Annotated in this window: 23 protein-coding genes, 5 tRNA genes and 1 pseudogene; 24 read left to right on the forward strand and 5 right to left on the reverse strand. The window is 53.2% G+C overall.

Features of this window, described 5'->3' with window-relative positions; translation table 11 throughout:
* Positions 1–65: 65 nt before the first annotated feature.
* Both AB4K05_RS23035 and AB4K05_RS23040 read left to right on the forward strand, forming a co-directional pair.
* Positions 66–503, forward strand: a complete 438-nt coding sequence (locus tag AB4K05_RS23035; protein WP_368482028.1) for an Rrf2 family transcriptional regulator — start codon at positions 66–68, stop codon at positions 501–503.
* Positions 503–868, forward strand: coding sequence for a DUF1360 domain-containing protein (locus AB4K05_RS23040; protein ID WP_368482029.1), 366 nt, complete (start codon positions 503–505; stop codon positions 866–868). Before AB4K05_RS23035 ends, AB4K05_RS23040 begins: the two co-directional genes overlap by 1 nt.
* A 98-nt stretch (positions 869–966) precedes the next feature.
* Here the strand turns inward: AB4K05_RS23040 and ppiC (AB4K05_RS23045) are convergent, their stop codons facing one another.
* Complete coding sequence (gene ppiC / locus AB4K05_RS23045; RefSeq protein ID WP_052285532.1) at positions 967–1,248, reverse strand: peptidylprolyl isomerase PpiC; 282 nt, start codon at positions 1,246–1,248, stop codon at positions 967–969.
* Positions 1,249–1,299: 51 nt separating this feature from the next.
* Positions 1,300–1,581, reverse strand: a complete 282-nt coding sequence (ppiC, locus tag AB4K05_RS23050) for a peptidylprolyl isomerase PpiC (protein ID WP_368482030.1) — start codon at positions 1,579–1,581, stop codon at positions 1,300–1,302.
* A 114-nt stretch (positions 1,582–1,695) separates the two neighbouring features.
* On the opposite strand from ppiC (AB4K05_RS23050), the gene rep reads away from it, so the two are divergent.
* The gene (rep, locus tag AB4K05_RS23055) at positions 1,696–3,720 is read left to right on the forward strand and encodes a DNA helicase Rep (RefSeq protein ID WP_368482031.1); all 2,025 of its coding nucleotides are present in this window, start codon (positions 1,696–1,698) and stop codon (positions 3,718–3,720) included.
* A 28-nt stretch (positions 3,721–3,748) separates the two neighbouring features.
* On the opposite strand, the gene gppA is transcribed toward rep, so the two are convergent.
* Positions 3,749–5,233, reverse strand: a complete 1,485-nt coding sequence (gene gppA / locus AB4K05_RS23060; RefSeq protein ID WP_368482032.1) for a guanosine-5'-triphosphate,3'-diphosphate diphosphatase — start codon at positions 5,231–5,233, stop codon at positions 3,749–3,751.
* Positions 5,234–5,240: 7 nt separating this feature from the next.
* Complete coding sequence (rhlB, locus tag AB4K05_RS23065) at positions 5,241–6,506, reverse strand: ATP-dependent RNA helicase RhlB (protein WP_368482033.1); 1,266 nt, start codon at positions 6,504–6,506, stop codon at positions 5,241–5,243.
* 143 nt (positions 6,507–6,649) lie between these two features.
* Between rhlB and trxA the strand changes: the two genes are divergently transcribed.
* From trxA to AB4K05_RS23170, 21 genes and pseudogenes are all read left to right on the forward strand, one after another.
* A complete protein-coding gene (gene trxA, locus AB4K05_RS23070) occupies positions 6,650–6,979 on the forward strand; it encodes a thioredoxin TrxA (protein WP_002883224.1) in 330 nt (109 codons plus the stop codon).
* Between the two features lie 135 nt (positions 6,980–7,114).
* Positions 7,115–7,219, forward strand: a pseudogene (locus AB4K05_RS23075) (hypothetical protein); the annotation flags it as partial.
* 89 nt (positions 7,220–7,308) lie between these two features.
* Positions 7,309–8,568 (forward strand): transcription termination factor Rho, encoded by a 1,260-nt coding sequence (gene rho, locus AB4K05_RS23080; RefSeq protein ID WP_052285527.1) that lies wholly within the window; start codon positions 7,309–7,311, stop codon positions 8,566–8,568.
* A 240-nt stretch (positions 8,569–8,808) separates the two neighbouring features.
* Positions 8,809–9,912, forward strand: a complete 1,104-nt coding sequence (gene wecA, locus AB4K05_RS23085) for a UDP-N-acetylglucosamine--undecaprenyl-phosphate N-acetylglucosaminephosphotransferase (RefSeq protein WP_368482034.1) — start codon at positions 8,809–8,811, stop codon at positions 9,910–9,912.
* A 13-nt stretch (positions 9,913–9,925) separates the two neighbouring features.
* Positions 9,926–10,972, forward strand: coding sequence for an ECA polysaccharide chain length modulation protein (gene wzzE / locus AB4K05_RS23090; RefSeq protein WP_368482035.1), 1,047 nt, complete (start codon positions 9,926–9,928; stop codon positions 10,970–10,972).
* A gap of 56 nt (positions 10,973–11,028) precedes the next feature.
* On the forward strand, positions 11,029–12,159 hold the full coding sequence (gene wecB, locus AB4K05_RS23095) for a non-hydrolyzing UDP-N-acetylglucosamine 2-epimerase (protein ID WP_368482036.1): 1,131 nt from the start codon (positions 11,029–11,031) through the stop codon (positions 12,157–12,159).
* On the forward strand, positions 12,156–13,418 hold the full coding sequence (gene wecC, locus AB4K05_RS23100) for a UDP-N-acetyl-D-mannosamine dehydrogenase (RefSeq protein ID WP_368482037.1): 1,263 nt from the start codon (positions 12,156–12,158) through the stop codon (positions 13,416–13,418). The genes wecB and wecC overlap by 4 nt, the downstream gene beginning before the upstream one ends.
* A complete protein-coding gene (rffG, locus tag AB4K05_RS23105; RefSeq protein ID WP_368482038.1) occupies positions 13,415–14,482 on the forward strand; it encodes a dTDP-glucose 4,6-dehydratase in 1,068 nt (355 codons plus the stop codon). Before wecC ends, rffG begins: the two co-directional genes overlap by 4 nt.
* A gap of 20 nt (positions 14,483–14,502) precedes the next feature.
* Positions 14,503–15,384 (forward strand): glucose-1-phosphate thymidylyltransferase RfbA, encoded by an 882-nt coding sequence (gene rfbA / locus AB4K05_RS23110; protein ID WP_368482039.1) that lies wholly within the window; start codon positions 14,503–14,505, stop codon positions 15,382–15,384.
* Complete coding sequence (rffC, locus tag AB4K05_RS23115) at positions 15,362–16,036, forward strand: dTDP-4-amino-4,6-dideoxy-D-galactose acyltransferase (protein WP_368482040.1); 675 nt, start codon at positions 15,362–15,364, stop codon at positions 16,034–16,036. The genes rfbA and rffC overlap by 23 nt, the downstream gene beginning before the upstream one ends.
* A 4-nt stretch (positions 16,037–16,040) precedes the next feature.
* Positions 16,041–17,171, forward strand: coding sequence for a dTDP-4-amino-4,6-dideoxygalactose transaminase (gene rffA, locus AB4K05_RS23120; protein ID WP_368482041.1), 1,131 nt, complete (start codon positions 16,041–16,043; stop codon positions 17,169–17,171).
* 1 nt (position 17,172) lies between these two features.
* Entirely contained in the window at positions 17,173–18,423 is a 1,251-nt protein-coding gene (wzxE, locus tag AB4K05_RS23125; protein ID WP_368482042.1) for a lipid III flippase WzxE, read from the forward strand.
* Entirely contained in the window at positions 18,420–19,499 is a 1,080-nt protein-coding gene (locus AB4K05_RS23130; RefSeq protein WP_368482043.1) for a TDP-N-acetylfucosamine:lipid II N-acetylfucosaminyltransferase, read from the forward strand. Before wzxE ends, AB4K05_RS23130 begins: the two co-directional genes overlap by 4 nt.
* A complete protein-coding gene (gene wzyE / locus AB4K05_RS23135; RefSeq protein ID WP_368482044.1) occupies positions 19,496–20,845 on the forward strand; it encodes an ECA oligosaccharide polymerase in 1,350 nt (449 codons plus the stop codon). The genes AB4K05_RS23130 and wzyE overlap by 4 nt, the downstream gene beginning before the upstream one ends.
* Before the next feature lies 1 nt (position 20,846).
* Complete coding sequence (gene wecG / locus AB4K05_RS23140; protein WP_368482045.1) at positions 20,847–21,587, forward strand: lipopolysaccharide N-acetylmannosaminouronosyltransferase; 741 nt, start codon at positions 20,847–20,849, stop codon at positions 21,585–21,587.
* A gap of 231 nt (positions 21,588–21,818) precedes the next feature.
* Positions 21,819–23,204, forward strand: a complete 1,386-nt coding sequence (locus tag AB4K05_RS23145) for an amino acid permease (RefSeq protein WP_368482046.1) — start codon at positions 21,819–21,821, stop codon at positions 23,202–23,204.
* A 102-nt stretch (positions 23,205–23,306) separates the two neighbouring features.
* Positions 23,307–23,383: transfer RNA gene (locus AB4K05_RS23150), tRNA-Arg, on the forward strand.
* A gap of 58 nt (positions 23,384–23,441) precedes the next feature.
* Positions 23,442–23,517, forward strand: a tRNA-His gene (locus AB4K05_RS23155).
* A 24-nt stretch (positions 23,518–23,541) separates the two neighbouring features.
* Positions 23,542–23,628, forward strand: a tRNA-Leu gene (locus AB4K05_RS23160).
* A gap of 48 nt (positions 23,629–23,676) precedes the next feature.
* A tRNA-Pro gene (locus tag AB4K05_RS23165) sits at positions 23,677–23,753 on the forward strand.
* A gap of 98 nt (positions 23,754–23,851) precedes the next feature.
* Positions 23,852–23,928 (forward strand) — tRNA-Pro (locus AB4K05_RS23170).
* 433 nt (positions 23,929–24,361) lie between these two features.
* On the opposite strand, the gene hemY is transcribed toward AB4K05_RS23170, so the two are convergent.
* The gene (gene hemY / locus AB4K05_RS23175) at positions 24,362–25,558 is read right to left on the reverse strand and encodes a protoheme IX biogenesis protein HemY (RefSeq protein WP_368482047.1); all 1,197 of its coding nucleotides are present in this window, start codon (positions 25,556–25,558) and stop codon (positions 24,362–24,364) included.
* Positions 25,559–25,561 lie beyond the last annotated feature (3 nt).

Consider the following 25,561-nt stretch of genomic DNA (forward strand, 5'->3'; position numbering starts at 1 on the left):
TTTTTTTATTGAATTTCATTTTCGGGTATTGCTCCATATTACGTTTATGTAATATCGTAAATTACATGAAAACAAATAACTCATTCTCAGCCACGCTACACATCCTGCTTCATCTGCAGCAGATGGATAAACCCCTGACGTCGGAACAGATGGCCGCTTTTATCGAGGGCAATCCAGCATTTATCCGCAAACTGCTCGCCGGGCTGCGGGAAAAGAACATCGTCTGCTCCACTAAGGGGCATCACGGGGGCTGGCGGCTTGGCCGGCCGGTCGAAGAGATTACGCTTTACGATATCTATCAGGCGTTAGGTGAACCGGCGCTGTTTGCGTTGGGCAACCGCAGTGAAAACCCGCAGTGCCTGGTGGAGCAGGGGGTTAACCGGGTGATGTCAGCGACGCTTGCCGATGCGCAAACGCTGATCCTCGATCGCTTTAAAAGCCTGACGTTACGCGATATCGGCAGCGAATTTATCAGTTACTTCAATGACAAAGGCCACGAATAATGATTGCTACCTTAACGACTTGCCTGATGATTGCCATGGCAGCCAGCAGTATTTCGATGACGGTGACGCAAACGGAATTGTTTGCCGCGTTTCGCGAGTGGACGACGAAAAAGAATGCGCTGATGGGGCATTTGTTCCAGTGCTTCTACTGCCTGAGTCACTGGGTGGTTTTTGGTGGGATGGCGGTCTATCGCCCGGCGCTGCTGAACAGCGGCTTTGTGGTGATTGACTGGGTGATGACGGCGTTTATCACTATTACTATCACTACGCTGATTAATGGCCTGATGTTTAAGGTTTTCCAAGCGGCCATCAGCACGCACGTGATGAAACATAATGCCCAGCAGACATTGCAGGCGCATAAATAAAAAACCTCGGGCGGCGCTACGCCTGCCCTGTAGGCCGGATAAGGCTTAGCCGCCATCCGGCAAAAAAGCCCGACGCATTCAAGCATCGGGCTTTTTTATTAGTTACGGTACAACACTTTAATGATGTGGTAACCGAACTGGGTGTGCAGTGGGCCGGTTGGCTCCAGCACCGGGCAGGAGAAGACCACTTTATCAAACGCCGGAACCATCTGGCCCTGACGGAATTCACCGAGGTGACCGCCTTTTTTACCCGATGGACAGGTGGAGTGTTTCTTCGCCAGTTTTTCGAAATCGGCGCCGTTTTTGATTTGCTCCAGAAGATCCAATGCCAGTTGTTCTTCTTTTACAAGGATATGCAGTGCTGCTGCTGTTTTAGCCATGATTTTTTGCCTTCAAAGAGGGAGATGTCAGGCTGGCGATTTTAGCACGGCTTATCGGCGATACAGCACTTTGATGATGTGGTAGCCATATTTGGTTTTCACCGGCCCGAAGGGCTTGAGCAGCGGGCAGCTAAACACGGCGGCATCAAACGGCCCGACCATCATGCCCTGTTTAAACTCACCTAAATCCCCGCCGTTACGCCCAGAAGGGCAGCGCGAATAGCGTTTTGCCAAGTGATCGAAGCTGATGCCGCGCTCCAGCTTGCTCATGATCTCAAGGGCCAGTTTCTCTTCTTTTACCAGGATATGCAGGGCTGCCGCGCTCTTCGCCATGGGCTTACTCTCTCAAAGGATTTCTACCCAACACTTTACCATTTGCCGGGTAAATCTCAGCCTGACTTTCTGCTACAATCCACCTCCCCGTGTTTATAGATTGAGCAATACGTCATGCGTTTGAACCCCGGACAACAACAAGCCGTCGAATTCGTCACCGGACCCTGCCTGGTGTTGGCGGGAGCTGGATCCGGTAAGACCCGTGTTATCACCAATAAAATTGCGCACCTGATCCACGTATGTGGTTATCAGGCACGGCATATTGCGGCGGTTACCTTTACCAATAAGGCTGCGCGCGAGATGAAAGAGCGTGTCGCGCAAACATTGGGGCGAAAAGAAGCACGCGGGTTGATGATCTCCACCTTCCATACGCTGGGGCTGGATATCATCAAGCGTGAATACGCCGCGCTGGGCATGAAATCCAACTTCTCTTTGTTTGATGATACCGACCAAACGGCTCTGCTTAAAGACCTGACCGAAGGGCTTATCGAAGACGATAAGGTGTTATTCCAACAGCTGATCTCGACGATCTCGAATTGGAAAAACGATCTGATGACGCCATCACAGGCGGCGGCCAGCGCGAAAGGCGAGCGAGACCGTATTTTTTCCCACTGTTATGGTCTGTACGATGCGCATATGAAAGCCTGCAACGTGCTGGACTTTGATGACCTGATCCTGCTGCCAACCCTGCTACTGCAGCGCAATGAAGAAGTGCGCGAGCGCTGGCAGAACAAAATCCGTTACCTGCTGGTGGATGAATACCAGGACACCAACACCAGCCAGTATATGTTGGTGAAGCTTCTGGTGGGCAGTCGCGCGCGGTTTACCGTGGTCGGTGATGACGATCAGTCGATTTACTCGTGGCGCGGTGCGCGGCCGCAAAACCTGGTGCTGCTGAGCAAAGATTTCCCGGCGCTGCAGGTGATTAAGTTGGAGCAGAACTACCGTTCATCGGGGCGTATCTTGAAGGCCGCGAACATTCTGATTGCGAATAATCCGCACGTGTTTGAAAAACGTCTGTTTTCCGAGCTGGGCTATGGCGCCGAACTGAAAGTATTGAGCGCTAATAACGAAGAGCATGAGGCGGAACGTGTGACCGGCGAGCTTATCGCTCACCACTTCATCAATAAGACGGAGTATAAGGACTACGCGATCCTCTATCGCGGCAACCACCAGTCGCGGGTGTTTGAAAAATTCCTCATGCAAAACCGTATCCCATACAAAATTTCTGGCGGCACCTCATTTTTCTCCCGTCCGGAGATTAAAGATCTGTTGGCATACCTGCGCGTGCTGAGCAACCCGGATGATGACAGCGCATTTTTGCGTATCGTCAACACACCAAAACGTGAGATTGGGTCGGCGACGCTGCAAAAGCTCGGTGAGTGGGCAACGACCCGCAATAAGAGCCTGTTCGCTGCCAGCTTTGATATGGGGCTAACTCAGACGCTTACTGGCCGCGGCTACGAGTCGTTGACCCGTTTCACCCACTGGTTGGGCGAGATCCAACGTTTGGCTGAGCGTGAACCGATTGCCGCTGTTCGCGACCTGATCCACGGTATTGACTACGAATCTTGGCTGTTTGAAACCTCGCCTAGCCCGAAGGCAGCTGAAATGCGGATGAAAAACGTCAATATGTTATTTGGTTGGATGACGGAAATGCTCGAGGGCAGTGAGCTTGAAGAGCCGATGACGCTCACCCAGGTCGTCACCCGCTTTACGCTGCGTGACATGATGGAACGTGGTGAAAGTGAGGAGGATATGGATCAGGTGCAGCTCATGACCTTGCATGCCTCTAAAGGATTGGAATTCCCGTACGTCTTCCTTGTTGGGATGGAAGAGGGGCTCCTGCCGCATCAGAGCAGTATTGATGAAGATAACGTCGATGAAGAGCGCCGCCTAGCCTATGTTGGGATCACCCGTGCGCAAAAGGAACTTATCTTTACGCTGTGCAAAGAACGTCGCCAGTATGGTGAGTTGGTTCGCCCTGAGCCAAGCCGTTTCCTGTTGGAATTACCGCAGGATGACGTTAACTGGGAGCAGGAGCGTAAAGTTGTCAGCCCTGAAGAGCGGATGCATAAAGGGCAGGCAAATATCGCCAATATTCGTGCGATGATGGCGGCGAAAAAAGCCAAGCAGTAGGCCGGCGCCATCCGGCAAAACTCAACCCTTAGCGCACTTCCAAAGGCCAGTGGACATAGCTCTGCCACTGGCTTTCTTGCAAGATTGTCTCTTTACCCAATGGATGATGTTCAAGCCATCCTTCCGGCAGCGTGAGCGTCAGGCTTTCCTCTTTGACCTGCAATTTCATCTGAGGGACCAGATCGTCGCGGCGACGGCTGGCGAAAATAATCGCCAAACGCAGCAAACGGCAAAGATGCTCGGCGGCACGCGGAGGCACCGCATTTTGCTGATGCAATGAAGAGAGGTCGACCGGGTTGGTCTGATTTAATAGCAGGGTCGCTAACAGCTTCTTTTGCGCCGGGGTAAAGCCCGGCAGATCGAGATTACGTACCAGATAGGCTGCATGCTGTGGGGCTTGCTTAAAATCAACGCTGAGGCCGATTTCATGCAATGCACAGGCGCTAAGCAACAGTTCGCGGCTTAAAGGCTCCAGATCCCAAGAATTACCGACCTGATCGACGAAACTGGCGGCTAATTGGGCAACGCGACCAGCTTGCTCGGTATCGACCATAAAGCGGCGCTGAATATTACGCAATGTGCGGCTGCGAATGTCTTCATCTACCGCCAAATGCAGCATGCCATAGACCAACCCTTCACGCAGTGCGCCGCCTGCCAGCGTCATGCATTGGATATCCAGTTCAGTGAAGATGGCGATCAGGATCGCCAGACCACTTGGGAAGACCAGCGCGCGTTCTAGCGTCAGCCCTTCAATTTCTAACTCTTCCAGACGTCCGCATTGGATAGCGCGCTGTTTAAGCTGTTGAAGCTTGGCGAGGGTAATGCGTTCATCCATCCCCTGCGCCATCATGATTTCCTGCAGCGCCTGAACCGTTCCTGAAGCGCCGACACACACTTTCCACCCATGCTGACGCAGTTCGTCGGCAACCGGTTTGAGTACTTCACGTGCGGCACGTTCGGCTTCGTCGAAATGTTCCTGCGCGAGGTTACGATCGGTAAAGTAGCGCTCAAGCCAAGTGACGCAGCCCATCGAAAGACTGAACAGCGAGGTCGTTTGTGCACCGGTGCCGGTTACCAGCTCGGTGCTTGCGCCGCCGATATCAACCACTAAACGGCGATCGTCGCCGCCGGTAGTGTGTGCGACACCTTGATAAATCAGGCGCGCTTCTTCTTCGCCGCGGATAACCTGCACCGGGCAGCCGAGGATTTCTTGGGCTTTGGCGATAAAAACATCGGCATTGACGGCAAGACGCAGCGTGGCGGTTGCGACGATACGAATTTGAGTAGGGGGGATATCCTGCAAACGTTCGGCGAACAGGCGCAGGCATTGCCACCCACGCTCCATGGCTTCCGTGGACAGCATATTGTCACGGTTAAGCCCGCCTGCCAGACGCACTTTGCGTTTAATCCGCGTCAGCGTCTGGATACTTCCCGCCACCTCGCGAACCAGCAGCATATGAAAACTATTAGAACCGAGATCAATAGCTGCATAGAGCGAGGTGGAAGTGAGCATAACTTATTTAACCTGAACGACGACGGTTACGTGGCGCACCAGAACGGCGTGGGCCATTGCCCTGACGAACGCGCGTCAGACGTAATGGTTTTGGCAGTTCAGTTAACAACGCATCCGGATTGTACTTACTGACCGGGATGGAGTGACCGGTGTAGGTTTCAATCGCTGGCAGGTTCAGGGCGTACTCTTCACAGGCAAGGCTGATAGAGTGGCCGCTGGCGCCCGCGCGACCGGTACGGCCGATGCGGTGAACGTAATCTTCGCAGTCGTCCGGCAGGTCGTAGTTAAAGACGTGCGTCACGGCTGGGATATGCAGACCACGGGCAGCAACGTCGGTTGCGACGAGGATATCGATTTCACCGTTGGTGAAATCTTCCAGAATACGCAGGCGTTTCTTCTGCGCCACATCACCGGTCAACAAACCTACGCGATGACCATCGGCAGCCAGGTGGCCCCAGATGTCTTCACAGCGATGTTTGGTGTTGGCGAAGATGATTGCACGATCTGGCCACTCTTCTTCGATAAGCGTTTGCAGCAAACGCATTTTCTCTTCGTTAGAAGGGTAGAACAGCTCTTCTTTAATACGGTGGCCGGTTTTCTGCTCTGGCTCGACTTCCACGTATTCAGCGTTGTTCATTTGCTCGAACGCCAGCTCGCGGACGCGATAGGACAGCGTTGCCGAGAACAGCATGTTCAGACGCTGGTTGGTTGGTGGCATACGACGGAACAGCCAGCGGATATCTTTGATAAAGCCCAGATCGTACATGCGATCGGCTTCATCCAGCACCACCACCTGAATTGCGCCCAGGTTGATGTGGTTCTGTTTTGCATAATCAATAAGACGGCCAGTGGTGCCGATCAGAATATCGACGCCGCTCTCCAGCACTTTCAGCTGTTTGTCATAGCCGTCACCGCCATAAGCCAGGCCCAGTTTCAGACCGGTCGCTTGAGCCAGCGGCTCTGCGTCGGCGTGAATTTGTACTGCCAGCTCACGGGTTGGCGCCATAATTAAGGCGCGCGGTTGGTTCACCTGGCGGTCTGCACTCGCTGGGTGAGAAAGAAGATAATGAAACGTTGACGTCAGGAACGCCATCGTTTTCCCGGTACCGGTTTGCGCCTGTCCCGCGACATCACGTCCAGCAAGCGTCAGCGGCAAAGCCAGCGCCTGAATGGGCGTGCAATTATAAAACCCTTTGGTTTCAAGGGCTTCAACCACTTTCGGGTGCAGGGCGAAGTCGGAAAACTTCTGTTCTGTTAAATGTGTTTTGCTCATAGTGTGGTAGAATATCAGCTTACTATTGCATTAAGAAAGCGTATCCGGTGAAATAACGTCAACCTTTGTTGGCGAAGTCAACATCAACACCTCGTTGGTTAATGCTACACCAACACACCAGGCTTATTCCTGTGGAGTTAAATATGAGCGATAAAATTATTCACCTGACTGACGACAGTTTTGACACGGACGTACTCAAAGCTGACGGGCTGACACTCGTCGATTTCTGGGCAGAGTGGTGTGGTCCGTGCAAAATGATCGCCCCGATTCTGGATGAAATCGCCGAGGAGTATCAGGGTAAACTGACCGTTGCTAAACTGAACATCGATCAGAACCCAGGCACGGCTCCTAAGTATGGCATCCGCGGTATCCCTACGCTGCTGCTGTTCAAAAACGGCGAAGTTGCAGCAACCAAAGTTGGCGCGCTGTCTAAAGGCCAACTGAAAGAGTTCCTCGACGCTAACTTGGCGTAAGAAATTCGGTTTGGACGTTCAGTGTTCTTAAATTAAGCAGAACTCTGGACGTCCGGCTTCAGTCGTGCTAACTTAATTTTGACTTCGTTTTAAACATACCTTGTTTGAATCTTGTTTATCCAAACCTCCCGTTGTGTGTATGGCGTCAGAGGTGGAAAAATTCCAGGCTTATTACTCTTTCCGTCTTGTCGTTTCAGTTCTGCGTACTCTCCTGTGACCAGACAGCGAACAGACATGAGTGATGGCCGTAAACAGGCATGGATGACCCTGCCATACCATTCACAACATTAAGTTCGAGATTTCCCCCAAGTTTAAGAACTCACACCATTATGAATCTTACCGAATTAAAGAATACGCCGGTTTCTGAGCTGATTACTCTCGGCGAAAATATGGGTCTGGAAAACCAGGCACGTATGCGCAAGCAGGACATCATTTTTGCCATCCTGAAGCAGCACGCAAAGAGTGGCGAAGATATCTTTGGTGACGGTGTACTGGAGATACTACAGGATGGATTTGGTTTCCTCCGTTCTGGAGACAGCTCCTACCTCGCCGGTCCTGATGATATCTACGTTTCCCCTAGCCAAATCCGCCGTTTCAACCTCCGCACTGGTGACACCATTTCGGGTAAGATCCGTCCGCCGAAAGAGGGTGAGCGTTACTTTGCGCTGTTGAAAGTTAACGAAGTTAACTACGACAAGCCGGAAAACTCGCGCAACAAGATCCTGTTTGAGAACTTAACCCCGCTGCACGCAAACTCTCGTCTGCGTATGGAGCGTGGTAATGGTTCTACCGAAGATTTAACTGCTCGCGTACTGGATCTGGCCTCGCCGATCGGTCGCGGTCAGCGTGGTCTGATTGTGGCACCGCCGAAAGCCGGTAAAACCATGCTGCTGCAGAACATCGCGCAGAGCATTGCCTACAATCACCCAGACTGCGTACTGATGGTTCTGCTGATTGACGAACGTCCGGAAGAAGTGACCGAGATGCAGCGTCTGGTGAAAGGTGAAGTGATTGCTTCCACCTTTGACGAACCGGCATCCCGTCACGTGCAGGTCGCTGAAATGGTTATCGAGAAAGCGAAACGTCTGGTTGAACACAAGAAAGACGTTATCATCCTGCTCGACTCCATCACCCGTCTGGCTCGCGCCTACAACACCGTGGTCCCTGCATCCGGTAAAGTACTGACCGGTGGTGTTGACGCTAACGCCCTGCACCGTCCGAAGCGTTTCTTCGGTGCGGCACGTAACGTAGAAGAGGGCGGCAGCCTGACCATTATTGCCACCGCGTTGGTTGATACCGGCTCTAAAATGGATGAAGTTATCTATGAAGAGTTTAAAGGTACCGGCAACATGGAACTGCACCTTTCTCGTAAGATTGCTGAAAAACGCGTCTTCCCGGCTATCGATTACAACCGTTCCGGTACCCGTAAAGAAGAGCTGCTCACCACGCAAGAAGAGCTGCAGAAAATGTGGATCCTGCGCAAAATCATCCATCCAATGGGTGAGATCGACGCGATGGAATTCCTCATCAATAAGCTGGCAATGACCAAAACTAACGACGATTTCTTCGACATGATGAAACGCTCGTAAAAGCAGTTTTTTGCCGACAAACGCCACACTTTTGTGTGGCGTTTTTGTTTTTAGGAGTTTAGGCGATACGGCTGAGCATTTTTTTCACGGACAATTAGGGTTTACGGCTACAATAATAGTTAGTTTGTAAAATCGGTTATAAATCATGCGAGTTTCCCTAATAATCATCAGCCTTCCTCTTCTGATGAGCCGCTATCGTGGGTATACTTTCGCTATTAATATTCGCAGCGAGTATAAATTGTGAGTTTACTGACCGTCGGTACTGATCTGATCAGTATTTTTTTATTCACTACCGTATTCCTTTTTTTCGCCCGTAAAGCGGCAAAAAAGGTCGGTTTGGTGGATAGACCTAATTACCGTAAACGTCACCAGGGACTTATTCCACTAGTCGGTGGTATCTCGGTTTACGCCGGGATCTGCTTAACTTTTGCGATTGCAGATTACTACATCCCTCACGCCTTCTTGTACCTCGCCTGTGCCGGCGTTCTGGTCTTGGTTGGTGCACTTGACGACCGCTATGACATCAGTGTGAAAATCCGCGCAACTATTCAGGCGCTGATTGGCATCGTGATGATGACGGCAGGCAATCTGTATCTACGTAGCCTGGGCTATATTTTCGGTTCATGGGAGCTGGTACTTGGTCCGTTTGGCTTCTTCCTCACTCTATTTGCCGTTTGGGCGGTGATTAACGCCTTCAATATGGTTGATGGTATCGATGGCCTTCTCGGGGGGTTATCGAGCGTCAGCTTTGGCGCAATTGGTCTCATTCTGTGGTTTGATGGGCAGACCAGCCTTGCCATGTGGTGTTTTGCGATGATTGCCGCGATTTTACCGTACATCATGCTGAACCTCGGCGTGTTGGGACGTCGCTATAAAGTCTTTATGGGCGATGCGGGCAGTACGCTAATTGGCTTTACGGTTATCTGGATCCTGCTGGAAACCACGCAAGGAACACACCACCCGATAAGCCCGGTCACGGCGCTGTGGATCGTCGCTATTCCTTTGATGGATATGGTGGCCATCATGTATCGCCGTCTACGTAAGGGCATGAGCCCGTTCTCAGCAGACCGCCAGCATATTCACCATCTGATCATGCGTGCGGGTTTTACTTCTCGTCAGGCGCTGGTACTGATTACCGTTGCTGCTGCGCTGCTCGCCGGAATTGGTGTGGCGGCAGAGTATGCGCGCGTCGTGCCTGAATGGGTCATGTTACTGCTGTTCTTTGTGGCTTTTGGCCTCTATGGCTACTGCATCAAACGCGCCTGGAAAGTAGCGCGCTTTATTAAACGCATGAAGCGCAGAATGCGTCGAAACAACGGCAACAATCCAAAATTAACCAAGTGAAACTGGGGTAGTAATGACACAACCATTACCGGAAGCACAGTTAGCCAGCGCCGAGAATGAACTGGATATTCGAGGCCTGTTTCGCGCGTTGTGGTCGGGAAAACACTGGATTATCGGCTTTGCGGTGCTGTTTGCCGCCGTGGTGCTGATTTATACTTTTTTTGCCCGGCAGGAGTGGAGCACGACGGCGATAACTGACCGGCCGACCGTGAATATGCTCGGCGGTTACTATTCGCAGCAGCAGTTTCTGCGCAACCTTGATGTGAAGGTCAACCCAACCGAAGCCACGCCGCCTTTGGTGATGGATGAAGTGTATAAAGAGTTCGTTATGCAACTCGCTTCCTGGGACACCCGTCGTGATTTCTGGTCGCAAACGGACTACTACAAACAGCGGATGGTGGGGAACTCCCGCGCCGATGCCGCGCTGTTAGATGACTTGATTAACGATATTCAATTTATCCCCGGTGATGCGGCGAAAAGCGTGAGCGACAGCGTGAAGCTAAGCGCAGAAACGGCGCAGGACGCTAATAACCTGTTACGCCAGTATGTGGCGTTTGCCAGCCAGCGCGCCGCTGGGCATCTGAACGATGAACTGAAAGGGGCATGGGCTGCGCGGACCATTCAGGTTAAAGCGCAGGTGAAGCGTCAGGAAGAAGTCGCGCAGGTGATTTTCAACCGCCGCCTGCACAGCATCGAAGCGGCGCTGAAAATCGCGCAACAGCACAATATCAACCGCAGTGAGACGGACATTCCGGCAGATGAGTTACCAGACTCTGAACTCTCATTGTTGGGCCGCCCTATGTTGCAAGCTCGTTTGGAAAACCTGCAGGCGGTAGGACCGGCGTTTGACCTTGATTACGATCAGGGGAAGGCTATGCTAACGACCCTTAATGTAGGGCCAACGCTATCTGCAAGTTTTCAGACATATCGGTATTTGCGGACACCTGAAGAACCGGTAAAACGCACTAGCCCACGGCGCGTTTTCCTGATGGTTATGTGGGGCATTGTCGGGGCATTGGTGGGTGCTGGAGTGGCATTATCGCGTCGTCGCTCGTCGTAAAACACCATCAATGATATAGGGCGATTGCCCTGTTTCAGCTATAGAAGAGAATTGATGTGAAAGTACTCACTGTATTTGGCACGCGACCAGAAGCTATCAAAATGGCCCCTCTGGTTCATGCACTAGAAAAGGACCCTCATTTTGAGGCGAAAGTCTGTGTCACCGCACAGCATAGGGAAATGCTTGATCAGGTGCTAAACCTCTTCTCCATCGTTCCGGACTATGATCTTAACATTATGAGTCCAGGACAGGGTTTAACCGAAATAACCTGCCGCATTTTGCAGGGGCTAAAACCTGTTCTGGAGTCCTTCAAGCCAGACGTTGTGTTGGTGCATGGCGATACCACGACGACGACTGCGGCAAGCCTTGCAGCTTTCTACCAGCGTATTCCTGTGGGCCACGTTGAAGCGGGTCTGCGTACCGGTGATATCTATTCGCCGTGGCCAGAAGAAGCCAACCGTACGCTAACTGGGCACCTAGCAACCTACCACTTCGCGCCAACCGAAAACTCGCGGCAGAACCTGCTGCGGGAGAATCTGTCGGATAAACATATTTTTGTCACCGGCAATACGGTTATTGATGCCCTGTATTGGGTACGTGACCGGGTCATGAATGACGAAGCGCTGCGCGCTGATTTGTCGTCTCGCTATCCGTTCCTCGATAACGGTAAGAAAATGATCTTAGTGACGGGGCATCGTCGCGAAAGCTTTGGTCAGGGCTTTGAACACATTTGCCATGCGCTGGCGGAAATTGCTTCTAACAACCCGGACGTGCAGATTGTCTACCCGGTGCACCTGAACCCAAATGTGCGGGAGCCGGTTAATCGCATTCTTGATCATGTTGAAAATGTGATCCTTGTCGACCCGCAGGATTACCTACCGTTCTTCTGGTTGATGAACCACGCATGGCTGATTCTGACCGACTCAGGCGGAATTCAGGAAGAAGCGCCATCGCTCGGCAAACCGGTACTGGTTATGCGTGAAACCACTGAGCGCCCGGAAGCTATCGATGCAGGCACGGTTCGCCTCGTCGGAACGGACAGCCAACGCATTGTGGATGAAGTGACGCGTCTGCTGCGTGATGAAGATGAATACCAAAAAATGAGCCGGGCCCATAACCCATACGGGGATGGTCACGCGTGTGAACGTATTTTATTAGCATTAAAAAGTAATCAGGTAACGCTATGAGTTTTTCTACCCTCTCGGTGATCGGTCTGGGCTATATCGGCCTTCCGACTGCGGCTGCATTTGCCTCACGGCAGAAGACGGTCGTGGGTGTCGATATCAACCAACACACAGTGGATACTATCAACCGCGGTGAAATTCATATTGTCGAACCCGATCTCGACAGGGTCGTGAAAACGGCGGTGGCTGGTGGGTTCCTGCGCGCCACCACCACGCCGGAAGTGGCGGACGCTTATCTGATTGCCGTACCGACGCCGTTTAAGGGCGAGCATGAACCCGATATGGTTTACGTTGAAGCAGCGGCGCGTTCTATTGCGCCTGTGCTGAAGAAAGGGGCGCTGGTTATCCTCGAGTCGACCTCTCCGGTGGGCGCAACTGAGCAAATGGCCGCATGGTTCGCCGAGATGCGTCCTGATCTGACATTCCCACAGCAGGTGGGTGAGCAAGCGGACGTCAATGTTGCCTACTGCCCGGAGCGCGTGCTGCCGGGGCAAGTTATGGTTGAACTGATCAGGAACGACCGCGTGATTGGCGGTATGACCCCGACCTGTTCTGCGCGAGCGAGCGAACTGTACAAAATTTTCCTTGAAGGTGAATGCGTGATAACCAACGCGCGCACCGCCGAGATGTGCAAGCTCACTGAAAACAGTTTTCGCGATGTCAACATCGCCTTTGCCAACGAGCTGTCACTGATCTGCGCCGAGCGGGAGATTAACGTCTGGGAGCTGATTCGTCTGGCGAATCGCCACCCACGCGTCAATATCTTGCAGCCAGGCCCGGGCGTAGGCGGTCACTGTATCGCTGTCGATCCGTGGTTTATCGTGGCGCAGAACCCGCAGCAGTCGCGTCTTATCCGCACCGCTCGCGAAGTGAACGACCATAAACCGTTCTGGGTTATCGACAGGGTGAAAGCCCAGGTCGCCGACTGCCTAGCCGCCAGCAATAAACGTGCGACCGAGTTGAAAATCGCCTGCTTCGGCTTGGCATTTAAACCGAATATTGATGACCTACGCGAAAGCCCAGCGATGGAAATCGCGGAGCTGATTGCTCAGTGGCATAGCGGTGAAACGTTGGTGGTTGAGCCAAACATTCATCAACTGCCGAAGAAACTCGACGGCCTGTGTTCACTGGTGTCAGTGGAAGCCGCGCTGGAACAAGCGGATGTGATTGTCATGCTGGTCGATCATAGCCAGTTTAAAGCCATCAGCGGCGAAGTTATTGCTCAGCAGTATGTGGTAGATACAAAAGGAGTCTGGCGTTGAAACGTATTTTGGTTACCGGTGGTGCGGGCTTTATCGGTTCGGCCGTGGTTCGTCACATTATTACCCAAACGCCGGACAGCGTGGTCGTGGTTGATAAGCTCACCTATGCGGGCAATCTGACTTCACTGGCGCCTGTGGCACACGATGTGCGTTTTGCCTTTGAACAGGTTGATATTTGCGACCGCGCTGAGCTGGATCGCGTATTTGCCCAGTATCGCCCTGACGTGGTGATGCATTTGGCGGCAGAAAGTCATGTCGATCGTTCCATCGACGGACCTGCGGCGTTTATCGAAACCAATATTGTGGGCACCTACACGCTACTGGAGGCCACTCGCGCCTACTGGTCTGCGCTTGAAGAGAGTGCCAAAGCGGCGTTCCGCTTCCACCATATTTCAACCGATGAAGTGTACGGCGATCTGCACTCTCTGGATGATTTCTTTACCGAAACCACGCCGTACGCGCCAAGCAGCCCTTATTCCGCGTCCAAAGCCAGCAGCGACCACCTGGTCCGCGCGTGGCTGCGTACCTACGGGCTGCCGACGCTCATCACCAACTGCTCGAATAACTACGGTCCCTATCACTTCCCGGAAAAATTGATCCCGCTGACGATTCTCAACGCGTTGGTGGGTAAACCGCTGCCGGTGTACGGCAACGGGCAGCAAATCCGCGATTGGCTGTATGTTGACGATCACGCCCGTGCGCTGTATCTCGTGGCGACAGAAGGCGCGGTTGGGGAGACTTACAACATCGGCGGTCATAACGAACGTAAGAATCTCGATGTGGTGGAGACGATCTGCTCCCTGCTGGAAGAACTGGTTCCGCAAAAGCCGGCAGGGCTTGCGCACTATCATGATCTGATCACCTTTGTCGCCGATCGTCCCGGCCACGACTTACGCTACGCAATTGATGCGGCGAAAATCGCCCGTGACCTGGGATGGACGCCGGCAGAAACCTTTGAAAGCGGCATGCGTAAAACGGTGCAGTGGTACCTAGCCAACGAAAGCTGGTGGAAACAGGTGCAGGATGGCAGCTATCAGGGTGAACGTCTGGGTCTGAAAGGCTGATCCCCCTGAGGAGGAAAAGCATGAAAGGTATTATTCTTGCTGGCGGCTCTGGTACTCGTCTGCATCCAATCACCCGTGGTGTGTCAAAACAGCTGCTACCTATTTACGATAAACCGATGATCTATTACCCGCTGTCGGTACTGATGCTCGCGGGGATCAATGAGATTCTGATTATCACCACTCCGGAAGACAAAAGCAGCTTCCAGCGGCTTCTGGGTGACGGCAGCGAGTTTGGCATCTCGCTGCAGTATGCGGTGCAGCCAAGCCCTGATGGGTTGGCGCAGGCATTTATCATCGGTGAAACATTCCTGAATGGCGAGCCTTCGTGCTTAGTGCTGGGGGATAACATCTTCTTCGGCCAAGGCTTTAGCCCAAAACTGCGTCACGTTGCGTCACGTGCAGAAGGCGCTACGGTGTTTGGTTACCAGGTCATGGATCCGGAGCGCTTCGGCGTGGTGGAATTTGACGATAACTTTCATGCATTGTCGCTGGAAGAGAAACCAAAACATCCGAAATCAAATTGGGCAGTGACCGGGCTTTATTTCTACGATGGCGATGTTGTTGATTACGCCAAGCGCGTGAAGCCTTCGGAGCGTGGTGAGCTGGAGATCACTTCCCTTAACCAAATGTATCTCGATGATGGCAAACTGACCGTTGAACTACTGGGCCGTGGTTTTGCTTGGCTAGACACCGGCACACACGACAGCCTGATTGAAGCGAGTATGTTTGTGCAGACGGTAGAAAAGCGACAGGGCTTTAAAATTGCCTGTCTGGAAGAGATAGCTTGGCGTAATGGTTGGCTGGACGACGAAGGCGTGAAGCGCGCCGCCGCACGGCTCGCCAAAACGGGCTATGGCCAATATCTGCTGGAGCTTCTTCGTGCCCGTCCGCGCCAATATTGAACCCCTGACGTGGGAAAATCAGTTTTTTAACGTCAATAGTGCGATTGTCCGCCTGGCTGACGATGCGCCGCTGCTGACCTCTGAACGGTTGGCTGGCTGGTCGCGAGTGCAGGTTAAAATTGCCGCTCATCAGATGGCGGAGCTTGATGCTCTCCAACAGTTGGGTTTTCAGTTGGTTGAGGGGGAAGTGGATTTAGCGCTCCCAGTGACGCCGGTGGCGATGACCTCCGCTGAAGTTGCGGTAGCATCGGACATTCCCGCGCTGCGTCATTTTGCCGCGCAAGCATTTGCCTTAAGTCGCTTCCGCGCGCCGTGGTATGCCCCTGACGCTAGCGCGCGCTTTTATGCGCAATGGATTGAGAACGCGGTCAAAGGCACTTTTGATAATCAGTGCCTAGTTTTTCGCGATGCAAATCAGGCTATCTGCGCTTTTATTTCCCTACGAGAATTAAACGCCCGTGAAGCGCGCATCGGCCTGCTGGCCGGGCGCGGCTTGGGGGCCGAATTGATGCAGGCGGCGGTGCGCTGGGCGCATACTCGTGGCCTGTCGACGCTACGGGTGGCGACGCAAGCCGGCAATACCGCAGCACTTAAACGCTATATTCACAGCGGGGCTAACGTTGTCAGCACCGCTTATTGGCTATACAGGTGACATCATGATCCCATTTAATGCCCCACCGGTCGTGGGTACAGAGCTCGATTACATGCAATCCGCGATGGGCAGCGGCAAACTCTGCGGCGACGGCGGTTTTACCCGTCGCTGCCAGCAATGGATGGAGCAACGCTTCGGCAGTGCCAAAGTTTTGTTGACGCCTTCTTGCACCGCTTCGCTTGAGATGGCAGCCATTCTGCTGGACATCCAGCCGGGTGATGAAGTGATCATGCCAAGCTACACCTTTGTCTCTACCGCCAACGCCTTTGTCCTGCGCGGGGCGAAAATTGTGTTTGTCGATGTTCATAAAGAGACGATGAATATCGATGAAACGCTGATTGAAGCGGCGATTACCGATAAAACCCGCGCTATCGTGCCGGTGCATTACGCGGGCGTCGCCTGCGAGATGGACACCATCATGGCGTTGGCGAAGAAATATGACCTGTTCGTGGTGGAAGATGCCGCGCAGGGCGTGATGTCGACCTACAAAGGCCGCGCGTTGGGAACTATCGGTCATATCGGTTGCTTTAGCTTCCACGAAACCAAAAATTACACCGCCGGTGGTGAAGGCGGCGCGACGTTGATTAACGACAGGGCGCTGGTTGAGCGTGCCGAAATTATTCGTGAGAAAGGCACTAACCGCAGCCAGTTCTTCCGTGGGCTGGTGGACAAATATACCTGGCGCGATATTGGCTCCAGCTACCTGATGTCCGATCTGCAGGCTGCCTATCTGTGGGCGCAGTTGGAAGCCGCCGAGCGCATTAACAAACAGCGTTTGTCTCTGTGGCAGAGCTACTACGATGCACTGCTGCCGCTGGCAAACGCCGGGCGGATTGACCTGCCGGTGGTTCCAGAAGATTGCGGGCATAACGCGCATATGTTCTACATTAAGCTGCGCGATGTCGAAGACCGCAGCGCGCTGATTAGCTGGCTGAAAGAGGCCGAAATTATGGCCGTATTCCACTATATTCCGCTGCACTCTTGCCCGGCTGGTGAGAAGTTTGGTGAGTTCCGCGGCGAAGATCGTCACACCACGAAAGAAAGTGAGCGTTTACTTCGTCTGCCACTGTTCTACAATTTGTCGACGGTCGATCAGCGTACGGTTATCAATACGCTGCTGAGCTACTTCGCCTGATATGTCGTTGGCTAAAGCTTCGGTGTGGACCGCCGCGTCCACGCTGGTAAAAATTGGCGTTGGACTGCTGGTGGTCAAACTATTAGCGGTCTCCTTTGGCCCTTCGGGCGTCGGCCAGGCGGGGAATTTCCGTCAATTGGTGACGGTGCTCGGCGTTCTGGCTGGTGCGGGCATTTTTAACGGCGTGACGAAGTTCGTTGCTCAGCACCACGATGACCCGGCGCGTTTACGCCAAGTGGTGGGGACGTCATCAGCGATGGTGCTGGGGTTCTCGACGCTGCTGGCGGTGATTTTCCTGTTGGCGGCGGCGCCGATAAGCCAAGGCCTGTTTGGACATACTGATTATCAGGGACTGGTGCGGTTGGTAGCGCTGGTGCAGATGGGAATTGCGTGGGCGAACCTGCTGCTGGCGCTGATGAAAGGCTTCCGCGATGCTGCGGGCAATGCGCTGTCGCTGATTGCTGGTAGTCTGATTGGCGTGGTGGCCTATTACGCCTGCTATCGGCTTGGCGGATATGAAGGCGCACTGCTTGGGCTGGCATTGGTTCCTGCGCTTATCGTTATCCCGGCGGCGGTGATGCTGACCCGGCGTGGCACCATTCCGTGGGGTTATCTCAAACCACAGTGGGATGCACCGCTGGCGGGCCAACTGGGTAAATTCACGCTGATGGCGCTCATTACCTCGATCACCATGCCGGTGGCCTACGTGATGATGCGAAACCTGATGGCAGCGCATTACAGCTGGGATGAAGTGGGGATTTGGCAGGGCGTAAGCAGCATTTCAGATGCCTACCTCCAGTTTATTACCGCCTCGTTTAGCGTTTATCTGCTGCCGACGCTCTCGCGGCTGACGGCGAAGCAGGATATTTCACGTGAAATCGGCCGCTCGCTGAAGTTTGTTTTACCGGCGGTGGCGGCCGCCAGCCTGACCGTCTGGCTGTTGCGCGATTTTGCTATCTGGCTGCTGTTCTCGGCAAAGTTTGTCGCCATGCGCGACCTGTTTGCTTGGCAGCTGGTGGGCGATGTATTGAAAGTAGGTGCTTACGTCTTTGGCTATTTAGTGATTGCTAGGGCGTCACTACGTTTTTATATTCTGGCCGAACTGAGTCAGTTTACGTTGCTAACGGCATTTTCCCACTGGCTGATCCCCGCACATGGTGCGCTGGGAGCGGCACAGGCCTACATGGCAACCTATATTATTTATTTCACGCTGTGCTGCGGCGTATTTTTCATTTGGCGTAAACGGCAATGACCGAACTGATACATATCCTGGGATCGGATATCCCTCATCATAACCAGACGGTGCTTCGGTTTTTTGCCGATGAGCTTGCCGTTGAGCACGCGCACGCCCGTCAGTTTATGGTGGTCAGCAAAGATGAGAGTCTGTCAGCCGCATTCCCGGCGCTGACCATTGACCGCTATGACGATAAATCATCACTGGCAAAAGCCGTTATCGCGAAAGCGAAAGGAAACCGTCAGCAACGTTTCTTCTTCCATGGACAGTTTAATACTGGGATTTGGCTGGCACTACTCAGCGGCGGTCTGAAGCCGTCGCAGATGAGCTGGCATATCTGGGGAGCGGATCTGTATGAAGTCTCACGCGGCCTGAAGTTTCGCCTGTTTTATCCGCTACGCCGTATGGCGCAGGGGCGTGTTGGGCGGGTATTCGCCACCCGTGGTGACCTTAGCTATTTTGCCGCTATGCACCAGCAGGTGCCCGGTGAATTGCTCTATTTCCCTACGCGGATGGACCCGACGTTAAATACACTGGCAACGGCCATGCCGCGCGACGGAAAGCTAACGGTTCTGGTTGGCAACTCAGGCGATCGCAGCAACGAACACGTGGCCGCGTTAAAAGCGGTACATCAGCAGTTCGGTGACACCGTGAACGTGATTGTCCCGATGGGCTATCCGGCTAACAATGATGCTTATATTTCCGAGGTCAGCGAGGCTGCACAGGCGCTGTTTAGTCACGAAAATGTACAGATTTTGCGTGAAAAAATGGCGTTTGATGACTATCTCGCGCTACTGCGTCGCTGCGACCTAGGCTATTTTATTTTCGCCCGCCAGCAGGGGATTGGCACGCTTTGTTTATTGATTCAGGCGGGTATTCCCTGCGTGCTGAATCGGCAGAACCCGTTCTGGCAGGACATGGCCGAGCAGCACATTCCGGTCTTGCTCACTGATGATACGCTAACCGTATCGGTGGTGCGCGAAGCTCAGCGTCAGCTGGCGCTGGTCGATAAAAACGACATCGCCTTCTTCAAACCTAACTATCTGGCGCCATGGCATCGAGCGCTGAAACTGGCGGCGGGAGAGGCGGTATGAGCGAAATGCAATTCACCGGGCTGTTTGCCGTCTGGCTGTTATCGACGCTGTTTATTGGCACGCTGACGTGGTTTGAATTTCGTCGCGTGCGTTTTAACTTCAACGTTTTCTTCTCGCTACTGTTTTTGCTGACCTTCTTCTTCGGCTTCCCGCTGACCTGTACGTTGGTGTTCCGTTTCGGCGTGGGCGTGTCGCCTCCGGATGTGCTGCTACAAACGCTGTTGATTTCGGTCTGCTTCTACGCGGTGTACTACGTGACTTACAAAACGCGGTTACGTTCAGCAAGCGCCAATAGCACGCACCGCCCGTTATTCACCATGAATCGGGTGGAAACGCACATTACCTGGATTTTGCTGATGAGTCTGGCGCTGTTTACGGTCGGTACTTTCTTCCTGCACAACGGTTTTTTGCTGTTTAAGCTGCATTCGTACAGCCAGATTTTCTCGAGTGAAGTTTCCGGGGTCGCGCTTAAACGCTTCTTCTACTTCTTTATTCCGGCGATGCTGGTGGTCTATTTCCTAAAACCGAGCTGGAAGGCGTGGATTGGTTTCCTCATTGCGACCGTTGCTTTTGGCTTGCTGACCTACGCTATCGTTGGCGGGACGCGCGCCAATATTATTATCGCCTTCGCCATCTTCTTATTTATCGGCATTATTCGTGGATGGATTTCGCTGTGGATGTTAGTTGCTGCCGGCGTGATGGGCATTGTTGGGATGTTCTGGTTGGCGCTTAAGCGTTATGGCATGGACGTGAGTGGGGATGAGGCGTTTTACACGTTCCTTTATCTCACCCGCGACACTTTTTCGCCGTGGGAAAACCTAGCGCTGCTACTGCAACACTACGACAAGATAGAGTTTCAGGGTCTGGCACCGATGGTGCGTGATTTCTACGTCTTTATCCCCAGCTGGGTTTGGCCATCTCGTCCAAGCATCGTGCTCAATACCGCCAACTACTTTACTTGGGAAGTCTTGAATAACCACTCAGGATTGGCTATCTCCCCCACGCTGATTGGTTCGCTGGTGGTGATGGGTGGTATGTGGTTTGTGCCATTGGGTGCCGTGGTCGTCGGGCTGATTATTAAATGGTTTGACTGGCTGTATATGCTGGGCAACCAGGAGCCAAATCGCTATAAGGCAGCGATTCTGCACAGTTTCTGTTTTGGTGCGATCTTCAACATGATCGTGTTAGCCCGCGAAGGACTGGATTCCTTCGGCTCTCGCGTGGTCTTTTTTATGGTGATCTTTGGGGTGTGCTTGCTGGTGGCGAAATTGTTGTACTGGTTGTTTGAAAGCGCGGGGCTGATACATCAGCGGTTTAAACGCCCTTCGCACGTTGGAGAAGGATAAAATGGCTGATTCACTGACCGCGCCAACCTATACGTTACGCGGACTGCAGCTGATTGGCTGGCGCAATATGCAGCACGCGCTGGACTACCTGTATGCGGATGGCAATCTGAAGCAGGGGACGCTGGTGGCGATAAACGCCGAGAAAATGCTGACGCTGGAAGATAACGCCGAAGTGAGGACGTTGATCAACGCGGCGGAGTTTAAATACGCCGACGGCATCAGCGTCGTGCGCTCAGTGCGTAAAAAATACGCTGATGCCGATGTCTCACGCGTGGCGGGCGCCGATCTGTGGGAAGCGCTGATGGCCCGAGCGGGAGCGGAAGGCACACCGGTATTTCTGATCGGTGGAAAACCCGAAGTACTGGCTGAGACGGCTGAGAAGCTGCGTCAGCAGTGGAACGTTAATTTGGTGGGCATGCAGGACGGTTATTTTACACCGGAGGAGCGTCCGGCCTTGTTCGAACGTGTTCGCGCCAGCGGGGCGAAAATTGTGACCGTCGCAATGGGCTCGCCGAAGCAAGAAATCCTGATGCGCGACTGCCGCCAAGTGCACACTGATGCGCTTTATATGGGCGTAGGCGGGACCTACGACGTCTTTACCGGTCACGTAAAACGCTCGCCAAAGGTGTGGCAAAACTTAGGATTGGAATGGCTGTATCGTCTGCTGGCTCAGCCAAGCCGCATTAAGCGCCAGCTACGCCTGTTACGCTATTTACGCTGGCACTACACCAATAACCTCTGAATTTTCTGCGTATAACCGTGAATGTATCGCACATTTTCTGCGTGATACATTCACATCCTCGATACTTTATTCCTCATTTATATTTGCCATTTATTCGAATTTGTTAAACCATTCGCATGCCCTGACGGCCTCTACGTCGATTTACGTAGCGGCCCAAGTCCGACAGACATCTATTTTTAATATAAAAATAAAACCGGCATCGACCGGGCATATGCAAACACAAGAGGATTTATGGCAGAGAAAAAACCGGAGCTCCAGCGCGGTCTGGAAGCCCGACATATCGAACTAATTGCCCTCGGCGGCACCATAGGCGTCGGTCTGTTTATGGGGTCGGCAAGTACCCTGAAATGGGCTGGGCCGTCGGTGCTGCTGGCCTATATTCTGGCGGGGATTTTTGTCTTCTTCATTATGCGCTCGATGGGCGAGATGCTGTTTATCGAACCGGTGACCGGTTCGTTCGCCGTCTACGCGCACCGTTATATGAGCCCGTTTTTTGGCTATCTGACCGCGTGGTCATACTGGTTTATGTGGATGGCGGTAGGCATCTCGGAAATCACCGCCATTGGGGTATATGTGCAGTTCTGGTTCCCGGAAATGGTGCAGTGGATACCCGCCTTGATTGCCGTGGGGCTGGTGGCACTGGCAAACCTGGCGGCGGTACGCCTGTACGGTGAGATTGAGTTTTGGTTCGCCATGATTAAGGTCACCACGATTATTGTGATGATCGTTATCGGGCTTGGCGTGATCTTCTTTGGCTTTGGCAATGGCGGCACCGCGATTGGTTTTAGCAACCTGACGCAGCACGGCGGCTTCTTTGCCGGCGGTTGGAAGGGCTTCCTGACGGCGCTGTGTATTGTTGTGGCCTCTTATCAGGGCGTAGAGCTTATCGGTATGACCGCCGGTGAGGCGAAAAACCCACAGGTGACGTTGCGCAGCGCGGTCGGCAAAGTACTGTGGCGTATCCTGATTTTTTACGTGGGCGCGATTTTCGTCATCGTCACCATCTTCCCATGGAACGAAATTGGTACTAACGGCAGCCCGTTCGTCCTGACTTTTGCCAAAATTGGTATCACCGCCGCTGCCGGCATTATTAACTTTGTGGTGCTGACGGCGGCGCTGTCCGGCTGTAACAGCGGCATGTATAGCTGCGGGCGTATGCTCTACGCACTGGCGAAAAACCGTCAGTTGCCAGCGGCTGTGGCGAAGGTTACCAAAAACGGCGTACCAGCGGTCGGTGTCAGCGTGTCTATCGCGATTTTGTTGGTGGGGTCGTGCCTCAACTACATCATTCCAAATCCGCAGCGCGTGTTTGTCTATGTTTATAGCGCCAGCGTGTTGCCGGGGATGGTGCCGTGGTTTGTTATTCTGATAAGCCAGCTGCGCTTTCGTCAGGCACATAAAGAAGCGATTGCCAGCCATCCGTTCCGCTCCATTTTGTTCCCGTGGGCCAACTACTTGACCATGGCGTTCTTAGTTTGCGTGCTAATTGGCATGGGCATTAATGAAGATACGCGCATGTCGTTGTTTGTCGGTGCGCTATTTTTGGCCATCGTGACGTTGGTTTATAAGGTTTTTGGTATGAGCCAAGGCGCGGAAGTGCAAAAATTGCAGAAATAAGCGACAAAACGCGCAAAGCATAAGCAAACGGTAATTTTCTTTAAAAAGGCACTAGACAGCGGGGTAGGAAGTCCGTAATATCCGACCCCGCAACGGCGCTAAGCGCCCGTAGCTCAGCTGGATAGAGCGCTGCCCTCCGGAGGCAGAGGTCTCAGGTTCGAATCCTGTCGGGCGCACCATTTACCCGGTGCTGGAGCTGCGGTGGTTTTTATAACCGCGTGGAAGAGATTTGCAGTGGTGGCTATAGCTCAGTTGGTAGAGCCCTGGATTGTGATTCCAGTTGTCGTGGGTTCGAATCCCATTAGCCACCCCATTATTTGATTAGAGTTGTGAACATGCGATGGTGGCGGAATTGGTAGACGCGCTAGCTTCAGGTGTTAGTGTTCTTACGGACGTGAGGGTTCAAGTCCCTCCCTTCGCACCACGACTTTAACGAATTGAACGAAACGTTCAAAAGCAGTAAGCAAAATTTCGGCGAGTAGCGCAGCTTGGTAGCGCAACTGGTTTGGGACCAGTGGGTCGGAGGTTCGAATCCTCTCTCGCCGACCAATTTTGAATCCTGCTCAGGCAGGGTTTTTTGTTTACGGGACTTCCGTTTACAAAAAAACGAATTGAACTAAAAATTCAAAAAGCAGTATGCAGTATTTCGGCGAGTAGCGCAGCTTGGTAGCGCAACTGGTTTGGGACCAGTGGGTCGGAGGTTCGAATCCTCTCTCGCCGACCAATTTTGAACCCCGCTTCGGCGGGGTTTTTTGTTTTCTGTCTTTTGGCACACTCCACTTTTCCCACTTTGGTTCCCCTTCTTTTAGCGTCAAAAAAACAGTCATCTTTATGTAACTGAAGGTGTCATCCCTCTGGCTCCTGTGACATAATGCGCCGCGTAGATGCTCATTCCATCTCTTATGCTCGCCTTACGGCCTCATAAACCCAGGAATGATGCAGAGCCGTTTACGGTGCTTATCGTCCGCTGACAGATGTCGCTTTAGCCTCATCAGACACCATGGACATAACGTTGAGTGAAGCACCTATTATGTTGTCGAATTAAACCTGTTTAACGCCTGCTCTCAAAAAGAGCAGGCGTTTTTTTATGGTAAAAATTGGCTGGGTTAGGCGCATAAAAAAGGGGCCAGATGGCCCCTTTCGATAGACGTTAAACATTACGCCGGTGGGTTGTTTTGTAGCGTCAGCATCAGCCCATCGCGGCGCATTGTCGCGGCTTCTTCCGGCTGCTTCAGGCGGTCTAACACATCGGCAAGCCACGCGTAATCGAAGGCGTCTGGACGCTGCTTAAGCGCGGCGCGGAAGGCCAAGCTTGCTTCCTGCCACTCGCCGTGTTTCATCAGCGATTGGCCTAGCGTGCTCCACAACAATGGACGATCGCCGACCGTTTTGATCTGCTGGCGCAGCAGTTTTTCCATCTGCTCCGGATTGTTGGTGTGCAGACGCGGGATCAGCATGACGAGACGATCGTCATACTGTCGCTTCAGGCCATCAATGATGATCTGCTGAGCGGTGTCATGATCGTCACATTCAATCAAGTGATCGGCGATGGCAACTTGGAGCGGAACCTGATGACGTGTCTTGCGGCTCTGGTTTCTCCACCACTCGCGTAGCCCTTCGCTGCCCCGATCGGCGCGCGCTTGGTCCATCAGACCAATCCATGCCTGTTGTTCCAGCGCGGCACGGTGAGCATCGTCGCCGACCTGTGCTTTCGCCATTGACGGGATGATGTCCAGCAGCGAACTCCATGCGCCGGTTTGAATATAGGCCTGCTCGGCCAAACGTAGCACTTCCGGGTGACGTGGCGCTATTTCTAGCAGCTTATCGACGCCGTGGCGCGCCGCGTGGGTTTCGTTACGCGCAAGCTGCAAGCGAACGCGAGTGATTTCAACCGGGATAATATCGTTGCCAGCGCTTTCTGCCGCACGCTGCAGATGCTGATTCGCACGGGCTTCATCGCCACGCTGCTGCGCCGCTTCCGCAGCCAGCAGATAATTCACCACCGGCTGCGCCGCGTGGTCGGCATTTTTCGACATCAGTTTTTCAACTTGCTGATAATCACCTTCGGCCAGCTTCAGCAGCGCTTGCTCTGTTTGCTTGCGCGCGCGGCGGCTTTTACGCCCTACAAACCAGCCGCGGGTATGGGCACCGGTACGGAAAATGCGGCGTAGTATCCATTCCAGCGCGAACAGCACCACCATCACCAGAATCATGATGATGACCAGCCCGGTGACGCTGGTTTCAATGTTGTAGTTGTCCGTCTGGATCAGCACGTAGCCCTGATGTCCTGCGATCATTGGGCCTACGACGATGCCCGCAATCAGCAGTGCAAAGAGTAAGAGAACTTTCAGCATTGA

This window comes from Kluyvera sp. STS39-E (genome assembly GCF_040932435.1).
Taxonomy (GTDB): Bacteria; Pseudomonadota; Gammaproteobacteria; order Enterobacterales; family Enterobacteriaceae; genus Kluyvera.

Excerpts from the sequence above, each read along its gene's own strand:
- rffA (WP_368482041.1), top strand. The coding sequence starts at position 16,041 with ATGATCCCATTTAATGCCCCACCGGTCGTGGGTACAGAGCTCGATTAC.
- wecC (WP_368482037.1), top strand. The coding sequence starts at position 12,156 with ATGAGTTTTTCTACCCTCTCGGTGATCGGTCTGGGCTATATCGGCCTT.
- ppiC (WP_368482030.1), bottom strand. The coding sequence starts at position 1,581 with ATGGCGAAGAGCGCGGCAGCCCTGCATATCCTGGTAAAAGAAGAGAAA.
- wzyE (WP_368482044.1), top strand. The coding sequence starts at position 19,496 with ATGAGCGAAATGCAATTCACCGGGCTGTTTGCCGTCTGGCTGTTATCG.
- AB4K05_RS23035 (WP_368482028.1), top strand. The coding sequence starts at position 66 with ATGAAAACAAATAACTCATTCTCAGCCACGCTACACATCCTGCTTCAT.
- rhlB (WP_368482033.1), bottom strand. The coding sequence starts at position 6,506 with ATGAGCAAAACACATTTAACAGAACAGAAGTTTTCCGACTTCGCCCTG.
- rfbA (WP_368482039.1), top strand. The coding sequence starts at position 14,503 with ATGAAAGGTATTATTCTTGCTGGCGGCTCTGGTACTCGTCTGCATCCA.
- AB4K05_RS23130 (WP_368482043.1), top strand. The coding sequence starts at position 18,420 with ATGACCGAACTGATACATATCCTGGGATCGGATATCCCTCATCATAAC.
- rep (WP_368482031.1), top strand. The coding sequence starts at position 1,696 with ATGCGTTTGAACCCCGGACAACAACAAGCCGTCGAATTCGTCACCGGA.
- wzzE (WP_368482035.1), top strand. The coding sequence starts at position 9,926 with ATGACACAACCATTACCGGAAGCACAGTTAGCCAGCGCCGAGAATGAA.
- ppiC (WP_052285532.1), bottom strand. The coding sequence starts at position 1,248 with ATGGCTAAAACAGCAGCAGCACTGCATATCCTTGTAAAAGAAGAACAA.
- trxA (WP_002883224.1), top strand. The coding sequence starts at position 6,650 with ATGAGCGATAAAATTATTCACCTGACTGACGACAGTTTTGACACGGAC.
- gppA (WP_368482032.1), bottom strand. The coding sequence starts at position 5,233 with ATGCTCACTTCCACCTCGCTCTATGCAGCTATTGATCTCGGTTCTAAT.
- AB4K05_RS23145 (WP_368482046.1), top strand. The coding sequence starts at position 21,819 with ATGGCAGAGAAAAAACCGGAGCTCCAGCGCGGTCTGGAAGCCCGACAT.
- hemY (WP_368482047.1), bottom strand. The coding sequence starts at position 25,558 with ATGCTGAAAGTTCTCTTACTCTTTGCACTGCTGATTGCGGGCATCGTC.
- wzxE (WP_368482042.1), top strand. The coding sequence starts at position 17,173 with ATGTCGTTGGCTAAAGCTTCGGTGTGGACCGCCGCGTCCACGCTGGTA.
- AB4K05_RS23040 (WP_368482029.1), top strand. The coding sequence starts at position 503 with ATGATTGCTACCTTAACGACTTGCCTGATGATTGCCATGGCAGCCAGC.
- wecG (WP_368482045.1), top strand. The coding sequence starts at position 20,847 with ATGGCTGATTCACTGACCGCGCCAACCTATACGTTACGCGGACTGCAG.
- rho (WP_052285527.1), top strand. The coding sequence starts at position 7,309 with ATGAATCTTACCGAATTAAAGAATACGCCGGTTTCTGAGCTGATTACT.